The sequence below is a fragment of the Variovorax sp. Root318D1 genome (assembly GCF_001424835.1).
GTDB lineage: Bacteria > Pseudomonadota > Gammaproteobacteria > Burkholderiales > Burkholderiaceae_C > Variovorax.
Window position 1 is genome coordinate 55,936 of the sequence record NZ_LMCQ01000022.1, and the last position, 17,648, is coordinate 73,583.

A 17,648-nucleotide genomic window follows, 5' to 3' on the forward strand; every position below is an offset into this window, starting at 1 on the left:
GCAGTCTACAAGTCGTATTGGGTTTTGAGTATCGAGGCCGGGGCGAGACCCGGCCTCGGAAAAACAAAGGACTACCAATCCTCCTTAACCGCAAGAACCACATCCTTCCCCGCAGCCGCCCTCCCAGCCATCCAAGCAGTCCCCGTCCCTGCAGCAACGACAGCAGCACAAAGAATCAACAGCCGACCCCAAGGCACCAGCAAGTCCATAGTCCAGTGAAAGCTCTGCGGATTAACCACCTTCACCAGCACCACAGACACTGCAAGCCCCAGCAAGAGCCCGGCGACTGCACCGATCGCAGTCCATGCCGCGCCTTCGCCCGCCACCACCGCCAGCACCTGCCGCCGCGTAAAGCCCAGATGCGCCAGCAGCCCGAACTCCTTGCGCCTGGCCAGCACCTGCGCACTGAAGCTTGCTGCAATGCCGAACAGGCCAATGGCAATGGCCACAGCCTGCAACCAATAGGTCACGGCAAAGCTGCGGTCGAAGATGCGCAGCGAGGTCGCGCGAATCTGCCCGACCGACGAGATCTCGATGTTCGAACCGGATTCGCCGCTCACGCCAACTCTCCGCGCCGCAAGCTCGCGAACCGCGGTCTGCACTGCGCCCTCGGATGCGCCCGGCGCAAGCCACAGCGCCACGTCGCTGACCTCGCGCTCGCCCGTCACGCGCTCGAAGTCGCGCGCGTCCATGGTGATGGCGCCGAACTGCCGCGCATAGTCACGCCACACGCCCGCCACGAAGAATTTCGCCGGCCCGGAACCGCTGCTGCTGCTGCCCAAGGCCGACGAAAGCGGCGCGAACAGATCGCCCGGCTTGGCGCCGTACAGCTCGACCATCGGTTCGCTCACGTAGATGCCGACCTGTCCCGCCGGCACTGGCAGTGCGGGCCCGACCAGCGGTAGCGCCTGCGCCGCGCCGCTTTCGAGGCTCCGCGAAATCAGCGAGACCGAAGGCTGCGCGGGATCCAGCTGTAGCGACCGCGTGCGCAGCGTGCCGGTGCGTGCCACGCCGGGCAGTTGCGCAAGCGCCTGCACGAAAGCGGGCGAGAAGGTGGCGGTGTCGCTGCTGCTCTGCGTGCCTGAATTGCCGGAGCGCCCGCTCGACGTGGCGCGAAGATAGAGATCGGCTGGCAGCACCACGTCGAGCCAGCGCGTCACCGAATCGCGAAAACTCGCGACCATGACCGTCAGCGCCACCGCGAGGCTCAGGCTCGCGACCACGCCGCTGACCGCCACGGCCGCTGTGCCGCGCATGCGCCGTGCGCGCTCGATGGCGAGCATTGGCAAAACGCGCTGCGAAAACACGGGTGCCACGCGATCGTAGAGCAGAGCGATGAGCCAGGGCAGCGCGGTGATGCCGCCCACCAGCAGGCAGCCCACGGAGAGATAAGCGGCGATCGGAATGCCGCCGACAGCCGGCATGTTGGCCAGTGCCGCGCTCGCGGCAATGAGGCCGAGGGCCAGCCAGTGGCTCTTGCCTTGGACTGGCGCGGCACCCAGGCCCTTGAGGGTCTGCGCCTCAGGCAAGGCCTCTGCCGCCCGCGCGGGCCACCAGCCGCCCACCAGTGCTGCGAGCACGCCGAGTCCGCCGTACAGCAAGGCCGATGCGGTGCTCCAGTGCAGCGCGGGCGTCACGCCTTCGAAGTAGCCGCCGCCCAGGTCGCCGCCGAGCACGCGCAATGCGAAGGCCGCGAGCGCCGTACCCAGCGCCAGGCCGGCGGCGCTTCCTATCAGGCCTAGCACCAGCGATTCGAGCAGCACCAGGCGCAGCCGCTCGCGCGGCGTCAGCCCCAGCACGCCGAGCAGCGCGAACTGCTGGGCGCGCTTGGCCACGCTGAGCGCCAGCACCGAGAACACCAGAAAGGCCCCAGTGAAAAGCGCCACCAGCGCGAGCACCGTGAGGTTGACGCGGTAGGCGCGCGAAAGATTGCTCACGCGCTCCGCCGCGTCGCCCGGCTCGGCAAACTGCAGGCCGGCGGGCCAGCCCGGCGATTCCTGGAGCGATGCGATGAACGCGGTCTGGTCGGTGCCCGGTGCCAGCCTCAGGTCGACACGGCTGAGGCGGCCGAGCTTGCCGAACAGGTCTTGTGCGGCGGCGATGTCCATCACTGCCAGTGCGGTGCCGCTGGCGGCGACATGGCCCGCGACCTCGAGCCGCTGCCATGCGCTGCCGCTGCGCAGCTGGATCGACTCCGCGCCGCCTTCCGCCGCTTCAACCGGCAGGCCGAGCACGTTGCGCGCCGCGGTGTTGAGAAACACATGGCCCGGCGCCAAAATCGCGAAGCGGTCGGCGTTCTTGCGGGGCTGCGGCATCAGCGCCGGTGCGATGGTGGGCAGCGCCAGCGCATCGATGCCGATCACGCGCATCGGGACTTGGCGCTCGCCGGCCAGCGCGAGGCCCTGGAACTCAAGCACGGGGCTCGCAAGCGCCACCTGCGGATGCTGCGCCAGGCGCGCGAATACCGCTTCGTCGAAGCTGCCCTGCACGGCACGCACTTCGAGATCGGGTTGACCGTTGACCGAGCGCACGGCGCTCGAGAATTCGTCGAGCGCCGAGGCGTTGATCAGCTGCACAGAGAACGCGAGTGCCACGCCCAGCATCACGGCCAAAACGGCCGCGGCGTTGCGCCAGGGGTGGTGGCGCAGTTCCTGCCAAGAAAAGGTGGTGAGCAAGGCGCGCATGACGTGATTGTGGCCGGCGCCCGATTGCCGCGTTTTGGCGGGCTCTTGAAGAAGAGCCGAAATCAGAGCCGCTCGGCCATCCCGTTGAGATAAGCGCGTACCACGGGGCTCGCGCTCAAGCCGATGGCGCGGTCGAATGCCTGGCGCGCGGCCGCGTTCGCACCGTCGGCCGCGAGCAGATGCGCGCGTGCCGCCCAGAAAGGCTGATAGCTCGCCACCTCGTTCGCGGGAATAGCGTCGAGCGCCTGCAGGCCGATGCCGGGACCGCGCGCTTTCGCCAGGGCGCAGGCACGGCTCACCTGCGCGCCGATGCTGGGCCGAAGGGCCAGCAAGCCGTCGTACAGCGCGACCATGGCTTCGGGCGGTACTGGCGCGCCGAGGCGGCGCTCGCAATGGGCCGACTGGATGGCGGCCTCCAACTGGTAGGCCCCGAGCATGTTCATGCCCGATGCGCGGTGCAGGCAGCGCTCGGCCTGCGCGAGCAAATCAGGGTTCCAGCGTGCCATGTCCTGCTGGTCGAGCGGCACGTAGGCGCCGGAATCGCTGCGCCGTGCCGCGGCCCGGCTGTCGCAGAACAGCATCAGCGCCAGCAGCCCCAGGGGCTCCGGCTCGTTCGGCATCAGCGCGCAAAGAATGCGGCAGAGCTCGACGGCTTCCGTCGTGAGGCCGCGGGGCAGGGCATCCGCGCCGTCGACGCCGTCCCAGCCGGTGCCATAGGCGGCATAGATGCCGTCGAGCACGTCCTGCAGCCGTTGCGGCAGGTCGCGGGCCTGCGGGTATTCGAAGGGAATGCCCGCGGCGCGGATACGGGCCTTCGCGCGCACGAGGCGCTGGCCGAGCGTGGAGGGTGAGGTCAGGAAGGCTCCCGCCATGCGGGCCACGTCGAGACCGAGCACGGTCTGCAGCATCAGCGGTGCGCGCGCTGCGGCGTCGATGGCCGGATGCGCGCACACGAAGAGCAGCCGCAAGCGCTCGTCGGGCACGGCCGCACCATCTGCGGCGCCCGCATCCACCTCGCCGGCCAGCAGCAGCAGGGTTTGCGTGGCCGCATCCTGCACGCGTGTGTGGCGCCAAGCGTCGAGCGTGCGGTGCCGCGCCACGCTCAGCAGCCAGGCATCGGGCTGGTCGGGCACGCCATCGATGGGCCAGCGCTCGAGCGCGCGCGCAAAGGCATCGGCCAGCGCATCTTCGGATGACGCAATGTCGTGCGTGCGCGCCGAAAGGATGGCGAGGAGCCGCCCATACGACTCGCCTGCCGCCCGTTCGGTGGCCCGATGAGCCGCTGGGTCGGTCACGCAGTAGCTGCCGCCGTCGCGATGAAGACTGGGCGCACCTCCACGCCGCCGCTGGTAGCGCATGGCGCCCGCGCGGCCCATTCGAGCGCGGCATCGAGGTCGGCCACGTCGATCACGAAGTAGCCGCCGAGTTGCTCCTTGGTGTCGGCGAAGGGGCCGTCCTGCACCTGGCGCTTGTCGCCGCGCACGCGCAGCGTGGTGCCGGTCATGGGCGGGAACAGGCCGTGGCCGCCCTGCGAAATGCCCGACGCGCGCACTGCATCGGCATAGGCCATCCAACTGGCTCGCAAGGCTTGCGAAGACGCGTCGTTGCGCTGCTCGAACTCGGCTGAGGGCTGGTAGAACATCAACATGTACTGCATGGTGTCTCTCCGTCATGGAAAAGGTGCTGAGCAAGATCGCTCACCACAATGACGGCCCGCAGCCGCTCGTTTCGACACGAGGGCGCGTGTCGCGCGGGATTATTTTTTACGCGATCGCCGTTTGGCGCAACGGTTCGCGCCAAATTACGGAACGGCTGACCGCGAGTACCGGGCTTTTGCCCACCGGGCTTCAACGGATCGCAAGCCGCCGCTAAGCTCGGCTCATGCAACTACCTACCTACGACGACGTGATTGCCGCGGCTGCGCGGCTCGAAGGCCATGCCCACCGCACGCCCGTGCTGCGCTCGCAGACGGCCGACGAGCGCTGGGGCGCCAGGTTCTTCTTCAAGTGCGAGAACTTGCAGCGCATGGGGGCGTTCAAGTTTCGAGGTGCGTTCAATGCGCTGTCGAAGTTCAGCGCCGCGCAGCGCAAGGGCGGCGTGATCGCCTTCTCCTCGGGCAACCACGCCCAGGCCATTGCGCTGTCGGCCCGGCTGCTGTCGATGCCGGCCGTCATCGTGATGCCCAAGGACGCGCCGGCCGCCAAGGTTGCGGCCACGAAGGGCTATGGCGCCGAAGTGGTGATGTACGACCGCTTTTCCGAAGACCGCGAAGCGCTGACGAAGGGGCTCGCGCAAGAGCGCGGCATGACGATGATCCCGCCCTACGACCATCCGGACGTGCTTGCGGGCCAGGGCACCGCGGTGAAGGAGCTGATCGAGGAGACCGGCCCGCTCGACCAATTGTTCGTATGTCTGGGCGGTGGCGGGCTTCTGTCGGGTTCGGCGCTGTCAGCGCGCGCTCTGGCGCCCGATTGCAAGGTGTATGGCGTGGAGCCCGAAGCGGGCAATGACGGCCAGCAGTCTTTCCGCGCCGGAAAGATCGTGCACATCGAAACGCCCAAGACCATTGCCGACGGCGCGCAGACGCAGCACCTGGGCGAGTACACCTTCGGCATCATCCGTCGCGACGTGGACGACATCTTCACCGTGACGGACGCGCAGCTGGTCGAGGCGATGCGCTTCTTTGCCGAGCGCATGAAGATCGTGGTGGAGCCGACGGGCTGCCTCGCTTTCGCGGGTGCCATCGCGGCAGGCAAGTCCATTGCGGGCCAGCGCGTCGGCATCGTGGTGAGCGGCGGCAACGTCGACCTCGCGCGCTACGCCGCGCTGCTCGCGTAGCTCAGGCGCGAATTCCTTCGGCCGTCAGATGCAGCAGGCGGTCCGCACGGGCCGCCGCGCTCTCGGAGTGCGTCACCAGCACCAGCGAGGCGCCGTGCTCGCGCGTCTGGCCGATCAGCAGTTCCATCACCTTGGCCGCGGTGCCGGGGTCGAGGTTGCCCGTGGGCTCGTCGGCCAGCAGCAGGGCGGGGCGGTGCACCAGCGCACGCGCGATCGCCACGCGCTGAAGCTGCCCGCCCGACAGCGTCTGCGGCAGACGCGCACCCATGCCGGGCATGCCCACCGCATCGAGCATGTGCGCGACGCGGCCATCTTCCTTTTGCCGGCCCAGCAGCATCAGCGGCAGCGACACGTTCTGCGCCACGTCCAGGTGCGGCAGCACGTGAAAGGCCTGGAACACGAAGCCTACGTGGCGCCGCCGCCAGAGCGCGCAGGCTTCGCCGTCGAGGGCGCCGATGTCGGTGCCGTTGTGCGTGACGGTGCCCGCATCCCAGCTGTCGAGTCCGGCCATGCAGTTGAGCAGCGTCGATTTGCCGACACCCGATTCGCCCACGATGGCGACGAACTCGCCAGGCGCGACGGTGAGCGTCACGTTCTCGAACACGGGTACGTCGCCGTAGTGCTTGGCGAGCTTGGAAATGTGCAGCGTCATGCGGCGGCCGCAATGCGTTGGACAGCGATCTGCACGGCGTCGGGCGCATCGCACGCAATGACGGAGCGCGCCGGCATGCTGCGCAGCCACGTGATCTGCCGCTTGGCCAGCTGGCGCGTGGCCGCGATGCCGCGTTCGCGCAGGTCGTTCATGGCCTTGGCGTCGGGATTGGCGCCGCCGCAGGCGTCGAGCATTTCCCAAGCCTGTCGGTAGCCCACGCAGCGCATCGAAGGCAGTTCGGTCGACAGGTCGCCGCGCGCGCGCAGCGCTTTGACTTCATCGAGAAAGCCTGCCGCCAGCATGGCGTCGAAGCGATCGGCGATGCGCGCATGCAGCCAGGCGCGGTCGGTGGGTTCGAGTGAGAAGAGCGAGCCACCGGCCAGGCCCTTCGCTTCCTTGTCTTCCGTATGAAAGCTCGACAAGGGCTGTCCGCTGCTCTCCCATACTTCGAGCGCGCGTTGGATGCGCTGGCTGTCTTGCGGCGCAAGGCGCGCGGCCGTCGCGGGATCAACCCCCGCGAGCCGCGCATGCATCGCGGGCCAGCCGAGCGCAGCAGCTTCGGCGTCTATGCGCGACCGCACTGCGGGATCCGCGGCAGGCATGGCATCGATGCCGTCGAACAGGGCCTTGAAGTAAAGCATGGTGCCGCCCACCAGCAGCGGCAAGGCGCCGCGGGCGCGGATCTCGTCGATCAGCCGTGTCGCATCGGCCACGAAAGCCGCCGCACTGTAGCTTTCGGCGGGGTCGAGGATGTCGATCAGGTGGTGCGGCACGGCGGCCTGTTCGGCCAAACTCGGCTTGGCGGTGCCGATGTCCATGCCGCGGTAGACCAGAGCCGAATCGACGCTGACGATCTCGACCGGCCGCACGCGCGCCACGGCGAGCGCCACCCCGGTCTTGCCGGAGGCGGTCGGCCCCGCGAGCGCGACGAATTTCGGGTTTTCAGGATGGCCGGTGTCGGCAACGGAGGGCGGCATAAGCGCCCGAGGGTAACAACAAAAACGAGGCCGGGCCTTGCCCTCAGATCGCTTGCGCGCTGGCGGTGGCCTTGCCGCGCGCCTCCTGCGGCAGGGTGGCCGAATCGGCGCGCTCGTTCGGCGGCAACACGGGCACCGGCTGCGCGCCGTGCACCACGGGCGCGCCTTCCGTCTGCCGCGCGGCCAGCGTGGCCTCGGGCTTCATGCGGAACAGCTGCGCGAGCGCCGAGCGGTACTGGGCCTCACCGACCGAATTGGTGTTGTGGTGCGACCCGCCTTCCACCAGCACAAAGAGCTTGGGCACCGTGGCTGCGTTGTAGAGCTTGCGTCCCAGCGTGGGGTTGATGAGGCTGTCGGCGGTGCCATGCACCACCAGGAGCGGCGCGCCGATGTCCTTGACGCGGTTGATGGCCTCGAAGCGCTGCGTGATGAGCGGACCAAACGGCAGCCAGCCCCACTTGAAGCTGCTGACCACGTCGGCAATGGAGGTGAACGTGCTTTCGACGATGGTGCCGCTCTCGTCCTTGACGTTCGCGGCCAGGTCGATGCCAATGGCGCCGCCCAGCGAGTGGCCGAAGATGTAGCGGTGCTGCCGCGGGTGGCGCGCGGCCAGCCAGGTCCAGGCGGCGCGGGCGTCCTCGCGTGCCGATTCTTCCGACGGCAGGCCCTTGGAGCTCTTGCCGAAGCCGCGGTAGTCGATGGCCAGCACCGAAAAACCGAGTTCGTGCATGCGCTGGATGCGAGGCGCCGAGCCTGCCACGTTGTAGCGGGCACCGTGCAGGTACAGCATCACAGGCCGATCGGTGGTTTCGGGCTCGCCGCCGAGCCAGAGGCCATGCAGGCGTGCCGGTTCCCCGGTGATGGACGATTGGAAGTCGATCCAGACGTCCTGCATGCCCTCGGTCATGGTGGCGGTGTTGCCCCAGCTGCGGTCGCTGGGCTGAAAGATCCACTCGCGTTGCTGCTCGTCGAATGTGGAGCAGCCGGCGGCCAGGAGGGCGCACAGCGAAATAACGGAGGCAAGCAGGGACCAGCGTTTCATGGACTAGGAGGGACAGCGAAGCCGGCAGAAAGTTCATATGCTTTCAGCTGAAACGCGCCGACACTGCGCCCCAGCACCCCTCCCTTCAGTGCTCAGGCGGCACTTAGTTCTATACATGCAACGCCCGTGCCCGCTTCACGGATGACTGCAGAAAACTCCGGAAAAACCCTGAAAAGCGTGCGTTTTTCTATCTGCCGCGCATAAAAAGCGCATCCAACTCGCGAATGGACAGCTGCCGCCAAGTAGGACGGCCGTGGTTGCACTGGTCCGAGCGCTCGGTGGCTTCCATCTGACGTAACAGAGCGTTCATTTCGTCGATGGTGAGCTTGCGATTGGCCCGCACCGCGCCGTGGCAGGCCATGGTCGAGAGCAATTCGTTCTGTGCTCGATGCACGACGGTGCTCGCATCGTGCTGGGCCAGTTCGGCCAGCACGCTGCGTGCCAGCTCGACGGGATCGCCATCGGCCAGGGTGCCGGGCACGGCGCGCACCGCAAGGGTGCGCGGCGAGAAGGGGGTGATTTCCAGGCCGAGCGTGGGCAAGACCGCGGCGCAGGCTTCGGCGGTGGCCACTTCCTGCGGCGTGGCCGCAAAGGTGGCGGGAATCAGCAGGGGCTGGCTGGTGATCGCGGTGCCGTCGAGCTGCGTCTTGAGCCGCTCATAGACGATGCGTTCATGGGCGGCATGCATGTCGACCACGATCAGCCCCTGGCTGTTCTCGGCCAGGATGTAGATCCCTTGCAACTGCGCCAATGCGCGGCCGAGGGGCCAGGCCTCTTCGTTGGTCGCCATGGCCTCCGCCGAGTCGCCCGGCAGGCCGACCGGGGGGCGGGGCGACGACGGCGCCGTACCGGGAACGGGCCAGCCCGAGGCGGCAGGGGGGTGGGTTGTTTCGACCGTTCGCCTTGGCCACATGGCCTCGAAATCTCCAGCACCGCGTTCCCTGGCCGTGAAATGGATGGCGGGCTGGGCCCAGGTGGCGCCCGATGCCGGCACATTCGGCTTGAAGAAGGGCTGCTGCGCGCCGGCCGGCGCCACGGCGTCGCCCGCGCGCGGTGCGGCAAGGGCATTTTCAATTGCATGGCGCACCGCCTGGTGCACCTCGCGCCCATCTCGAAAGCGCACCTCGATCTTCGTCGGATGCACGTTCACGTCGACGCGCGACGGATCGATGTCGAGGTAGAGCGCGTACACCGGCTGGCGCTGGCCATGCAGCACGTCTTCGTAGGCGCTGCGCACCGCATGCGACAGCACCTTGTCGCGCACGAAACGGCCATTGACGTAGAAGAACTGCTGGTCTCCGCGCGACCGCGCCGCGTCGGGAATGCCGGCCCGCCCGAGGACGCGCACCGGCCCGCCAACGTGATCGACTGCCACGCTCTGCGCGACGAAGTCGTCGCTGAGGGCATCGGCCAGCCGCTGATCGCGCTGGTCGGCGGCGCGCCACTGCTCCATCAGCTTGCCGTCATGCCACACCGAAAAGCCGACTTCAGGCCGCGCCAGCGCGTGGCGCCGCACCGCTTCGATGCAGTGCGCCAATTCGGTGGCGTCGGTCTTCAGGAACTTGCGGCGCGCCGGCGTGGCAAAAAAGAGCTCGCGCACCTCCACCGTGGTGCCTACCCCGCGGGCCACCGGACGTAGTTCGCCGGTGCGGCCGTCGAGTGCAAAGGCGCCGTCTGCGCCCGCAAAGCGCGAAAGAATGCTGAGCTCGGCAATGGCGTTGATGGCCGCGAGAGCCTCGCCCCGAAAGCCCATGGTGCCCACGGTTTCAAGGTCGTTCAGGCTGGCGATCTTGCTGGTGGCATGGCGGCGCAGCGCCACCGTAAGCTCTTCACGTGGAATGCCCTGGCCGTCGTCCTCGACCGAGATCAGCCGAACGCCGCCCGAAGCCAGCCGCACCGTGACCTGGCGCGCCCCCGCATCGAGCGCGTTGTCGAGCAGTTCGCGCACCACCGATGCCGGCCGTTCGACCACTTCGCCGGCGGCGATCTGGCTGATCAGTTCGTCGGGAAGTTCGCGGATCGGACGTCGATCGAGAGAGGGAATGGGGGAGGGAAGGGCGCTCACGCGAGCATTCTAGAAGCCTCACCCGGATGTATCGGGCTGTCATCCAGGGTCTCCGAATCCATCATGGGAAGCCATGCGGCACGCAGCACGGATAATCCGCCACCATGGAAATCATCAGCTTTCTCATCGACTTCATCCTGCACGTCGACAAACACCTCGAGGCCTTCGTCATCGCATACGGCCCGTGGGTTTATGCGCTGCTCTTCCTGATCGTTTTCGTGGAGACCGGCGCGGTGGTGATGCCGTTCCTGCCGGGCGACTCGCTGCTCTTCATCGTGGGTGCGCTGTGCGGCGTGGGGCTCATGAGCTTTCCGATCGCATGCACCGTGCTTATCGTCGCGGCCATTCTGGGCGACCAGTGCAACTACAGCATCGGCCGCTATTTCGGGCCCAAGGTCTTCAAGTGGGAGAACTCGCGCTTCTTCAACCGAAAGGCCTTCGACCAGGCGCACGCGTTCTACGAACGTTACGGCGGCATCACGATCATTCTTGCGCGCTTCATGCCCTTCATTCGCACCTTTGCGCCCTTCGTGGCCGGCGTGGCCGAAATGAGCCGCGCAAAGTTCACGATGTTCAACGTGGTCGGTGGCCTGATCTGGGTGCTTGGCATTGCAACGGCGGGCTATTTCTTCGGCAACCTGCCCTTCGTGCGCGAGCACCTCGACAAGATCATCTGGGCGTTGATCATCGTGCCTGGCCTGATCGCCATCTTCGGCGCCTGGCGTGCGTCACGCGCGGAAAAAGCGCGCGCGCAATTGCCGTCCAAGGCCTGATCGACGCTCAAAAAAAAGCGCGCCGGTGGAGGCGCGCTTCAGTAGAGGGTCAGAACGGGTCAGTAGGTCGGACCGTTGCGCGGGTAGTAGGTGCTCGGCGGATAAGCGCGCTGGCTCTCGTAGTAGTTGCGTTCGTCCACACTACGGCCCACCTGATTGCCGATCACGCCGCCAATGGCTGCGCCGCCCAGCGTACTGGCGGTATTGCCGCCAATGGCGTGGCCCACTGCCGCGCCGCCGAGTGCGCCGACCCCCGTGCCCAGGTTCTGGTTGGGACCAGATGCGCAACCCGCCAATGCCATGACCGTGGTAGCCGCCGCAGCAGCCATCCAGATTCGTGCCTTCATCATGTCGTCCACCTTTCTAGAGTGATGGGATCATGATGGGCAAAAGCGGCCTGCCGGCGTTGTAGGAGCCTGCCGCGCCTGGGTGTGCGGTGCCACGGGCCGCTCGGCGTGGGACAGCAGGGCGAAGCAGGACAGTCAAAGCTGACGGCTGCGCGCCAGCGGCGGGTTCTGCGCAAAGTAGCGCTGGATGCCGCGCATGAGCGCATCGGCAAGGCTTTCCTGGTAGCTGACGCTGCGCAGGTTGGCTTCTTCTTCGGGGTTGCTGATGAAGGCCGTTTCGACCAGCACGCTCGGAATGTCGGGCGCCTTGAGCACGGCGAAACCAGCCTGCTCGACTTGCGGCTTGTGCAGCCGCGCGCCGATGCCGCGGATCTCGCCGAGCATGGCGCCGCCGAGCTTGAGGCTGTCGTTGATCTGCGCCGTGGTACTCATGTCGAGCAGTGCGCGCTGCACCTGCGCTTCGTGGTTGCCGACATTCACGCCGCCCACCTTGTCGGCATCGTTTTCCTTGTTGGCAAGCCAGCGCGCGGCGCTGCTCGAGGCGCCGCTCTGGCTTAGCGCGAACACGCTCGCGCCGCGCGCGGCGGGCGTGGTGAAGGCATCGGCATGGATGCTCACGAACAGGTCGGCCTGCACGCGCCGCGCTTTTTGCACGCGCACGCCCAGCGGCACAAAAAAGTCCGCATCACGCGTAAGAAACGCGCGCATCGGATTGCCGTTGACGCTGCTGGCGTTGATGCGGTCGCGCAGTCGGTGCGCAATTTGCAGCACGATGTCTTTTTCGCGCGTGCCGTTGGGGCCGATGGCACCCGGGTCTTCGCCGCCGTGGCCAGGATCGAGGGCCACGATGATGATGCGGTCGGTGCGGCTGGCGGTGGCGTTGCCGCGTGCGGGTGCGAGGGGCGCAGCAGGTGCGACAGGCGCTGCAGGCGTGATGGGCGCCATGGGCGGTGGGGGCGCGACCGGGCCTGGGCGCGTCGACTGTTGCGTCATCAGCTCGCCGAGCGGATCGGGTGCCGGCACGGGCACGGGCATGGGCGCGCCGGCCGGCGGCCGGGCGGGAGGCAAGGCGGTGCTGCCGGGCAGAGGACGTGGCGCGGGCACGTTGGGCGAAGGGCGCACGAGAATCGGCGGCCCTCCATCGGGCGCGGGGGCCAAAGAGGGCGCGGCGGGCGGCGGCACCGAGGGTGCGCTGGCGACGGCGCTGTCATTGCCGCTGCTGCCGCTGCTGCTGCGCGGTGCCTCGCGCAGGCGCTCGGTGATCAGCGCTTCCATCGGATCGATGGCTTTTTCGGGATAGAGGTCGAGCACCAGCCGATGCCTGTACGCGGCAATCGGCGCCAGCGAAAAGACCTGTGGCACCACCGCCTGCTTGAGGTCGAACACGATGCGCACCACCTTCGGTGCGTTTTGCCCCACGCGCAGGCCGTTGATGTACGGGTCGCCGGGCTTGATCTTGCCGACCAGTTCGCGCAGCTCGGGGTTGAGGTCGATGCCTTCGATGTCCACTGCCAGCCGCGGCGGGCTGCCCACCACGAGCTGCTGCGAGTGAAGCCGTGCATCGGACTCGATGGTCACGCGCGTGTAGTCGGCGGCGGGCCAGACGCGCACGGCAAGGATAGTGGCGCCGCGCGCAATCTGGTGCACGCCGAGCATCAGCGCAACGCTGCCGCCCTGCAGCAGCACGCGCCGCTTGAGGCCGCTCGCCTTCATACGCCGATGCGCGCCAGCAGATCGCTGCCGCGCGGGGTGTTGGCCAGGAGGGTCACGCTGCGTGTGTCGTCGGTCATTGCTTCTATTTTAATAGCGAGGTCGGCAATTGGCGTGCGGCCCGCGGCGTTTTCCGGCCATTCAGCTAGCTTGAGCCCCGGTCCCGCAAAAATGTCGCGGAAACCCGCATCGTCCCATTCCCGGGGATCGTTGAAGCGATAGAAATCGAAATGGAAGATCGCGAGCCCGTCGGGTGCCTCGTGCGGCTCGACCACCGCGTAAGTGGGGCTCTTGATGCGGCCCTCGACACCCAGCGCGCGCAGCAGGTGCCGCACGAAGGTGGTCTTTCCGGCGCCGAGGTCGCCATGCAGCGCAATGAAGGCATCGCGCAAGGCGGGCGAGGCCGCGAGCGCGCGTGCGAACGCGGCGGTGTCGTCCTCGCTGCGCCAGTGCAGCGTGCGGCCGGCGTTCGTCGAAATTTCTACAATCGGCAAGTGATCGTCAGCCATCCACTCGTTGCTCGTATTCAGGCATTGGCCCAGGAACTCGGATTCTCCCAAATCGGAATCGCGGGCGTCGATCTATCGAGCGCCGAGGAAGGTCTGATGCAATGGCTGGCCCATGGGTTCCATGGCGAAATGAAATACATGGCAACGCATGGCACGCGCCGCGCGCGGCCCGCCGAGCTGGTGCCGGGCACGGTGAGCGTCATCACGGCACGCATGGATTACTTGCCGCAGGGCACGCCGCTGGACGATTGGCAGGCCGTGGAGTTCGAACGCCTCACGCGGCCCGGTGAAGCCATCGTCTCGGTCTATGCGCGCGGCCGCGACTATCACAAGGTGCTGCGCGCGCGTTTGGCAAAGCTGGCCGAGCGCATCGCCGAGGAGGTCGGCCCGTTCGGCCATCGCGCCTTCACCGATTCGGCCCCGGTGCTCGAAGCCGAGCTCGCGTCGCGCAGCGGCCAGGGCTGGCGTGGCAAGCACACGCTCGTGCTGGACCGCAGCGCCGGCTCGATGTTCTTTCTCGGCGAGATCTACGTCGACATGGCGCTGCCCGAAAGCGAGCCGGTCAGCGCGCATTGCGGGAGCTGCAGCGCTTGCATCGACGTGTGCCCGACGAAGGCCATCATTGCGCCGTACCGGCTCGATGCGCGCCGCTGCATTTCATACCTCACCATCGAGCACGGCGGTCCCATTCCGCTGGAGCTCCGGCCGTTGATGGGCAATCGGATCTACGGCTGCGACGACTGCCAGCTGATCTGCCCCTGGAACAAGTTCGCAAAGAAAAGCGCGCTGCCCGATTTTGATGCCCGCGAAGGGCTGACCGGCCAGGCGCTGGCTTCGCTCTTCGCTTGGAGCGAGGAAGATTTCTTGCGCTTCACCGAGGGCAGCCCCATCCGGCGCATCGGGCACGAACGATGGTTGCGCAACATCGCCGTCGCGCTCGGCAATGCGCTGCGCGCCGGCGAGAGCGGCGCCGCCGAAGCACTGGCCACACGGGTTGCCCACCCCAGCGAGCTGGTGCGCGAGCACGTGGTGTGGGCGCTGGCGCAGCGGCCCTCGCCGGCTAGCGCGGCAACGCCAGCGCAAACGGCAGGCTCGCCATCCCCAACAACGTAGACAGGGTCACGAGACCCGCCACGTACGGCCCGTTGTAGCCCATGCGCGCTGCCAGCACATAGGCGCTCGAGGCCGTAGGCACGGCTGAAAACGCCATCAGCACGGAAGCCTGCGTGGCGTCCAGACGCAGCGAATGAGACAGGCCCCAGGCGACCAGTGGCAGCAACAAATGCCGGATCGACAACACCGAAACCGCCAGCACCTTGCCGCGTCCCAGGGTTGCGAACTGCATGCCCGCTCCCGCCGCCAGCAGGCCGAGTGCGAGCGATGCGGCGCCAATGCGCGTGAGCGTCGGCGTGGCCCAGCCCGGAATCGTGAAGCCCAGCACGTTCGCGAGAAGCCCTGCCAGCGTGGCAACGATGAGCGGGTTGCGCACGAGTTGCCGCGCAAAGCCGGTCTTGGCGTGCCGCGCCATCGGCCAGACGGCCGCGATGTTGAACATGGGTACGCACACGCCGATCAGCACCGCGATCAGCAGCAGGCCTTGCGGGCCGGCCAGCCGTTCGGCCAGCGCGAGGCAGATGAAGGAGTTGAAGCGAAACGCGATCTGCGCGCTTGCGGCGTGATCGCGGCGGTCGATGTGCGTGCGAAGGCCTGGAATAAAGGGCAGTGCATAGGCCAACGCGATGCCGCTGATGCCGATGCCCACACCCGCGGTAAGCAGGCTCGAAGTGGCGCCAAAATCGAGCGGGCTGCGCACGATCGAATGGAACAGCAATACCGGAAAAAGAAAGTAGTACACCAGGCTTTCGACCTGGTCCCACACGCGGCGGTCGAGAGCGGTGTAGCGGCAAAGCAGCCAGCCGATGGCGATGAGCGAAAAATCCGGGAAAAGCAGCTGGGCGAAGTTCACCGCTTCGAGCATAAACCGTGGCGGACCATGGGTATTCCACAGCACGGGCGCAGTGCGAAGCCGCTAGCATCCGGGGCTTTGCTTTTCGACACAGTCAATCAAGGAGTTTTTCGATGCAACGTCGTCAATGGGGCGCCATGGTGGGTGCCGCCGCGCTGGTCGCGGTCACTGGTCAGAGCTTCGCGCAGGGCTATCCCAACAAGCCGGTCGAACTGAGCGTGCCTTTTGCACCGGGCGGCACGACCGACATCGTGGCGCGCGTGATTTCCGACCCGCTGGGCAAGGTGCTGGGCCAGCCGGTGGTGGTGATCAACCGCGCGGGCGGCGGCGGCATTGTGGGCGCGGCCGAAACCGCGCGCGCCACGCCCGACGGCTACAAGCTCGGCGTTGCCACGGTATCGAGCACGGCGGCCAACCCGGCCATCAACCCCAAGGTGCCGTACGACCCGATCAACGACTTCACGCCGATCATCAACATTGCGGCCACGCCGAACATCATTGCGGTGAACCCGAGCTTCCCGGCCAAGAACTACGCGGAGTTCGTGGCCGAGCTCAAGAAGAACCCCGGCAAGTATTCGTATGCATCGTCGGGCACCGGCGGCATTGGCCACTTGCTGATGGAGCTCTACAAGAGCCTCACCAACACCTTCGTCACGCACATTCCCTACCGCGGTGCGGGCCCCGCCCTCAACGACGTGGTGGCGGGCCAGGTACCCATCATGTTCGACAACATTCCGTCGGCCATGCCGTTCATCCAGAGCGGCCGGCTGGTTCCCATCGTGGTGTCCGCGCCGCAGCGCCTTGCCGCACTGCCCAACGTGCCGACCTTCAAGGAAGTGGGGCTCGAGCCGGTCAATCGCATGGCCTACTACGGCATCCTGGGCCCCAAGGGCCTGCCGAAGGAGGTGGTCGACAAGATCAACGCCGGCGTGAAGAAGTCGGTGGAAGACCCGGCCGTGAAGAAGCGCATCGAAGACACCGGTTCGCTGATCGTGGCCAACACGCCCGAGCAGTTTGCCGCGCAGATCAAGGCCGAGTACGAGGTCTACAAGCAGGTGGTCGCCAAGCAGAAGCTGAAGCTCGACTGACCGCAGTTGATTTGAGCCAAGGCCGCCCGCACGAGGCGGCCTTTTTCTTTGGTAATTTTCTTTTTGCTATCTTGCAGGCATGACCGAGGCCGCCGCCACACAAACCCCTGAAATCGACGACTTCATCGACGCCCTCTGGCTCGAGGACGGACTGTCGAAGAACACGCTGGCCGCCTACCGGCGCGACCTGGCGCTGTTCGCCGGGTGGCTGCGCAAGGAGCGGGGCGGCGCGCTGCTCGATGCCGCGAAGGAGAACGATCTGCAGGCCTACATGGGCGTGCGCCTCTCCACCAAGGGCAAGGCCACCTCGGCCAATCGGCGGCTCACCGTGTTCAAGCGCTACTACCGCTGGGCGCTGCGCGAGCGGCGCATCGCGGCCGACCCGAGCCTGCGGCTCGCGCCAGCGCGGCAGATGCCGCGCGCCATCAAGACCTTGTCCGAAAAGCAGGTCGACGATCTGCTGGCCGCGCCCGACGTCGAGACGCCGCTGGGGTTGCGCGATCGCGCCATGCTCGAGCTGATGTATGCGAGCGGGCTGCGCGTGAGCGAGCTCGTGGCGCTCAAGGTCATCGACATGAGCCTGAACGACGGCGTGCTGCGCGTGCTGGGCAAGGGCAACAAGGAGCGCCTCGTGCCCTTCGGCGGCGAGGCACGCCGCTGGATCGAGCGCTACCTGGAGGAGTCGCGGCCCGCCATCCTGGACGGGCAGCAGACGCCCGACCTGTTCGTGACCTCGCGCGGCGCGGGCATGACGCGCGTGATGTTCTGGATCATCGTGAAGAAGCAGGCCGCCGCGGCCGGCATTCACGTGCCGTTGTCGCCGCACACCTTGCGCCACGCGTTCGCCACCCATTTGCTGAACCATGGCGCCGACCTGCGCGCGGTGCAGCTGCTGCTCGGGCACGCCGATATTTCGACCACTACCATCTACACCCACGTGGCGCGGGAGCGGCTCAAGCAGATGCATGCCAAGCACCATCCGCGCGGCTGAGGGCGC

The 17,648-nt window shown here is 67.2% G+C and carries 17 protein-coding genes; 6 read left to right on the top strand and 11 right to left on the bottom strand.

Going from position 1 to position 17,648, the window contains the following annotated elements:
• Nucleotides 1-71: 71 nt before the first annotated feature.
• The 3 genes from ASC78_RS20090 to ASC78_RS20100 all read right to left on the bottom strand — a co-directional run bounded on the left by ASC78_RS20090 (nt 72) and on the right by ASC78_RS20100 (nt 4,341).
• Nucleotides 72-2,684: an FtsX-like permease family protein gene (locus ASC78_RS20090; protein ID WP_055805237.1), complete on the bottom strand. Its 2,613-nt coding sequence runs from the start codon at nt 2,682-2,684 to the stop codon at nt 72-74.
• A 62-nt stretch (nt 2,685-2,746) separates the two neighbouring features.
• Nucleotides 2,747-3,979 carry an RNA polymerase sigma factor gene (locus ASC78_RS20095; RefSeq protein WP_055805239.1) on the bottom strand — a complete coding sequence of 411 codons (1,233 nt, stop codon included), beginning with the start codon at nt 3,977-3,979 and terminating at the stop codon, nt 2,747-2,749.
• Nucleotides 3,976-4,341 carry a YciI family protein gene (locus ASC78_RS20100; RefSeq protein WP_055805242.1) on the bottom strand — a complete coding sequence of 122 codons (366 nt, stop codon included), beginning with the start codon at nt 4,339-4,341 and terminating at the stop codon, nt 3,976-3,978. Before ASC78_RS20100 ends, ASC78_RS20095 begins: the two co-directional genes overlap by 4 nt.
• A gap of 14 nt (nt 4,342-4,355) precedes the next feature.
• Here ASC78_RS20100 and ASC78_RS27535 point away from each other — a divergent pair, with 14 nt between their 5' ends.
• Both ASC78_RS27535 and ASC78_RS20105 read left to right on the top strand, forming a co-directional pair.
• The gene (locus ASC78_RS27535) at nt 4,356-4,556 is read left to right on the top strand and encodes a hypothetical protein (protein ID WP_157634496.1); all 201 of its coding nucleotides are present in this window, start codon (nt 4,356-4,358) and stop codon (nt 4,554-4,556) included.
• 9 nt (nt 4,557-4,565) lie between these two features.
• On the top strand, nt 4,566-5,522 hold the full coding sequence (locus ASC78_RS20105; protein WP_055805245.1) for a threo-3-hydroxy-L-aspartate ammonia-lyase: 957 nt from the start codon (nt 4,566-4,568) through the stop codon (nt 5,520-5,522).
• 1 nt (nt 5,523) lies between these two features.
• Here the strand turns inward: ASC78_RS20105 and ASC78_RS20110 are convergent, their stop codons facing one another.
• The 4 genes from ASC78_RS20110 to mutL form a co-directional block, all read right to left on the bottom strand.
• On the bottom strand, nt 5,524-6,174 hold the full coding sequence (locus ASC78_RS20110) for an ABC transporter ATP-binding protein (RefSeq protein WP_055805248.1): 651 nt from the start codon (nt 6,172-6,174) through the stop codon (nt 5,524-5,526).
• Nucleotides 6,171-7,151, bottom strand: a complete 981-nt coding sequence (gene miaA, locus ASC78_RS20115; RefSeq protein WP_055805251.1) for a tRNA (adenosine(37)-N6)-dimethylallyltransferase MiaA — start codon at nt 7,149-7,151, stop codon at nt 6,171-6,173. The genes ASC78_RS20110 and miaA overlap by 4 nt, the downstream gene beginning before the upstream one ends.
• A 43-nt stretch (nt 7,152-7,194) precedes the next feature.
• Nucleotides 7,195-8,193: an alpha/beta hydrolase gene (locus tag ASC78_RS20120; RefSeq protein WP_055805254.1), complete on the bottom strand. Its 999-nt coding sequence runs from the start codon at nt 8,191-8,193 to the stop codon at nt 7,195-7,197.
• A gap of 187 nt (nt 8,194-8,380) precedes the next feature.
• Nucleotides 8,381-10,258, bottom strand: coding sequence for a DNA mismatch repair endonuclease MutL (gene mutL / locus ASC78_RS20125; protein WP_055805256.1), 1,878 nt, complete (start codon nt 10,256-10,258; stop codon nt 8,381-8,383).
• A gap of 104 nt (nt 10,259-10,362) precedes the next feature.
• Between mutL and ASC78_RS20130 the strand changes: the two genes are divergently transcribed.
• The gene (locus ASC78_RS20130) at nt 10,363-11,031 is read left to right on the top strand and encodes a DedA family protein (RefSeq protein WP_055805259.1); all 669 of its coding nucleotides are present in this window, start codon (nt 10,363-10,365) and stop codon (nt 11,029-11,031) included.
• Between the two features lie 59 nt (nt 11,032-11,090).
• Here ASC78_RS20130 and ASC78_RS20135 read toward each other — a convergent pair whose 3' ends face one another.
• From ASC78_RS20135 to tsaE, 3 genes are all read right to left on the bottom strand, one after another.
• On the bottom strand, nt 11,091-11,381 hold the full coding sequence (locus tag ASC78_RS20135) for a glycine zipper domain-containing protein (RefSeq protein ID WP_235505150.1): 291 nt from the start codon (nt 11,379-11,381) through the stop codon (nt 11,091-11,093).
• 132 nt (nt 11,382-11,513) lie between these two features.
• The gene (locus ASC78_RS20140) at nt 11,514-13,091 is read right to left on the bottom strand and encodes an N-acetylmuramoyl-L-alanine amidase (RefSeq protein WP_055805262.1); all 1,578 of its coding nucleotides are present in this window, start codon (nt 13,089-13,091) and stop codon (nt 11,514-11,516) included.
• Nucleotides 13,088-13,597 carry a tRNA (adenosine(37)-N6)-threonylcarbamoyltransferase complex ATPase subunit type 1 TsaE gene (gene tsaE, locus ASC78_RS20145; RefSeq protein ID WP_055805265.1) on the bottom strand — a complete coding sequence of 170 codons (510 nt, stop codon included), beginning with the start codon at nt 13,595-13,597 and terminating at the stop codon, nt 13,088-13,090. Before tsaE ends, ASC78_RS20140 begins: the two co-directional genes overlap by 4 nt.
• Here tsaE and queG point away from each other — a divergent pair.
• Nucleotides 13,583-14,710: a tRNA epoxyqueuosine(34) reductase QueG gene (gene queG, locus ASC78_RS20150; protein WP_055805268.1), complete on the top strand. Its 1,128-nt coding sequence runs from the start codon at nt 13,583-13,585 to the stop codon at nt 14,708-14,710. The two genes, tsaE and queG, sit on opposite strands and share 15 nt — an antisense overlap.
• Here the strand turns inward: queG and ASC78_RS20155 are convergent.
• Entirely contained in the window at nt 14,658-15,575 is a 918-nt protein-coding gene (locus ASC78_RS20155) for an AEC family transporter (protein WP_055805271.1), read from the bottom strand. The two genes, queG and ASC78_RS20155, sit on opposite strands and share 53 nt — an antisense overlap.
• 101 nt (nt 15,576-15,676) lie before the next feature.
• Here ASC78_RS20155 and ASC78_RS20160 point away from each other — a divergent pair, with 101 nt between their 5' ends.
• Nucleotides 15,677-16,651: a tripartite tricarboxylate transporter substrate binding protein BugE gene (locus ASC78_RS20160; RefSeq protein WP_055805275.1), complete on the top strand. Its 975-nt coding sequence runs from the start codon at nt 15,677-15,679 to the stop codon at nt 16,649-16,651.
• A 79-nt stretch (nt 16,652-16,730) separates the two neighbouring features.
• Nucleotides 16,731-17,642, top strand: a complete 912-nt coding sequence (xerD, locus tag ASC78_RS20165; RefSeq protein ID WP_055805278.1) for a site-specific tyrosine recombinase XerD — start codon at nt 16,731-16,733, stop codon at nt 17,640-17,642.
• Nucleotides 17,643-17,648 lie beyond the last annotated feature (6 nt).

Bases quoted from the DNA above. Each gene is read 5' to 3' on its own strand.
- ASC78_RS20140 (WP_055805262.1), bottom strand. From the start codon at position 13,091: ATGAAGGCGAGCGGCCTCAAGCGGCGCGTGCTGCTGCAGGGCGGCAGC.
- ASC78_RS20120 (WP_055805254.1), bottom strand. From the start codon at position 8,193: ATGAAACGCTGGTCCCTGCTTGCCTCCGTTATTTCGCTGTGCGCCCTC.
- ASC78_RS20100 (WP_055805242.1), bottom strand. From the start codon at position 4,341: ATGCAGTACATGTTGATGTTCTACCAGCCCTCAGCCGAGTTCGAGCAG.
- ASC78_RS27535 (WP_157634496.1), top strand. From the start codon at position 4,356: ATGGAAAAGGTGCTGAGCAAGATCGCTCACCACAATGACGGCCCGCAG.
- tsaE (WP_055805265.1), bottom strand. From the start codon at position 13,597: ATGGCTGACGATCACTTGCCGATTGTAGAAATTTCGACGAACGCCGGC.
- ASC78_RS20130 (WP_055805259.1), top strand. From the start codon at position 10,363: ATGGAAATCATCAGCTTTCTCATCGACTTCATCCTGCACGTCGACAAA.
- ASC78_RS20155 (WP_055805271.1), bottom strand. From the start codon at position 15,575: ATGCTCGAAGCGGTGAACTTCGCCCAGCTGCTTTTCCCGGATTTTTCG.
- ASC78_RS20105 (WP_055805245.1), top strand. From the start codon at position 4,566: ATGCAACTACCTACCTACGACGACGTGATTGCCGCGGCTGCGCGGCTC.
- ASC78_RS20135 (WP_235505150.1), bottom strand. From the start codon at position 11,381: ATGATGAAGGCACGAATCTGGATGGCTGCTGCGGCGGCTACCACGGTC.
- ASC78_RS20110 (WP_055805248.1), bottom strand. From the start codon at position 6,174: ATGACGCTGCACATTTCCAAGCTCGCCAAGCACTACGGCGACGTACCC.
- miaA (WP_055805251.1), bottom strand. From the start codon at position 7,151: ATGCCGCCCTCCGTTGCCGACACCGGCCATCCTGAAAACCCGAAATTC.
- xerD (WP_055805278.1), top strand. From the start codon at position 16,731: ATGACCGAGGCCGCCGCCACACAAACCCCTGAAATCGACGACTTCATC.
- ASC78_RS20160 (WP_055805275.1), top strand. From the start codon at position 15,677: ATGCAACGTCGTCAATGGGGCGCCATGGTGGGTGCCGCCGCGCTGGTC.
- ASC78_RS20090 (WP_055805237.1), bottom strand. From the start codon at position 2,684: ATGCGCGCCTTGCTCACCACCTTTTCTTGGCAGGAACTGCGCCACCAC.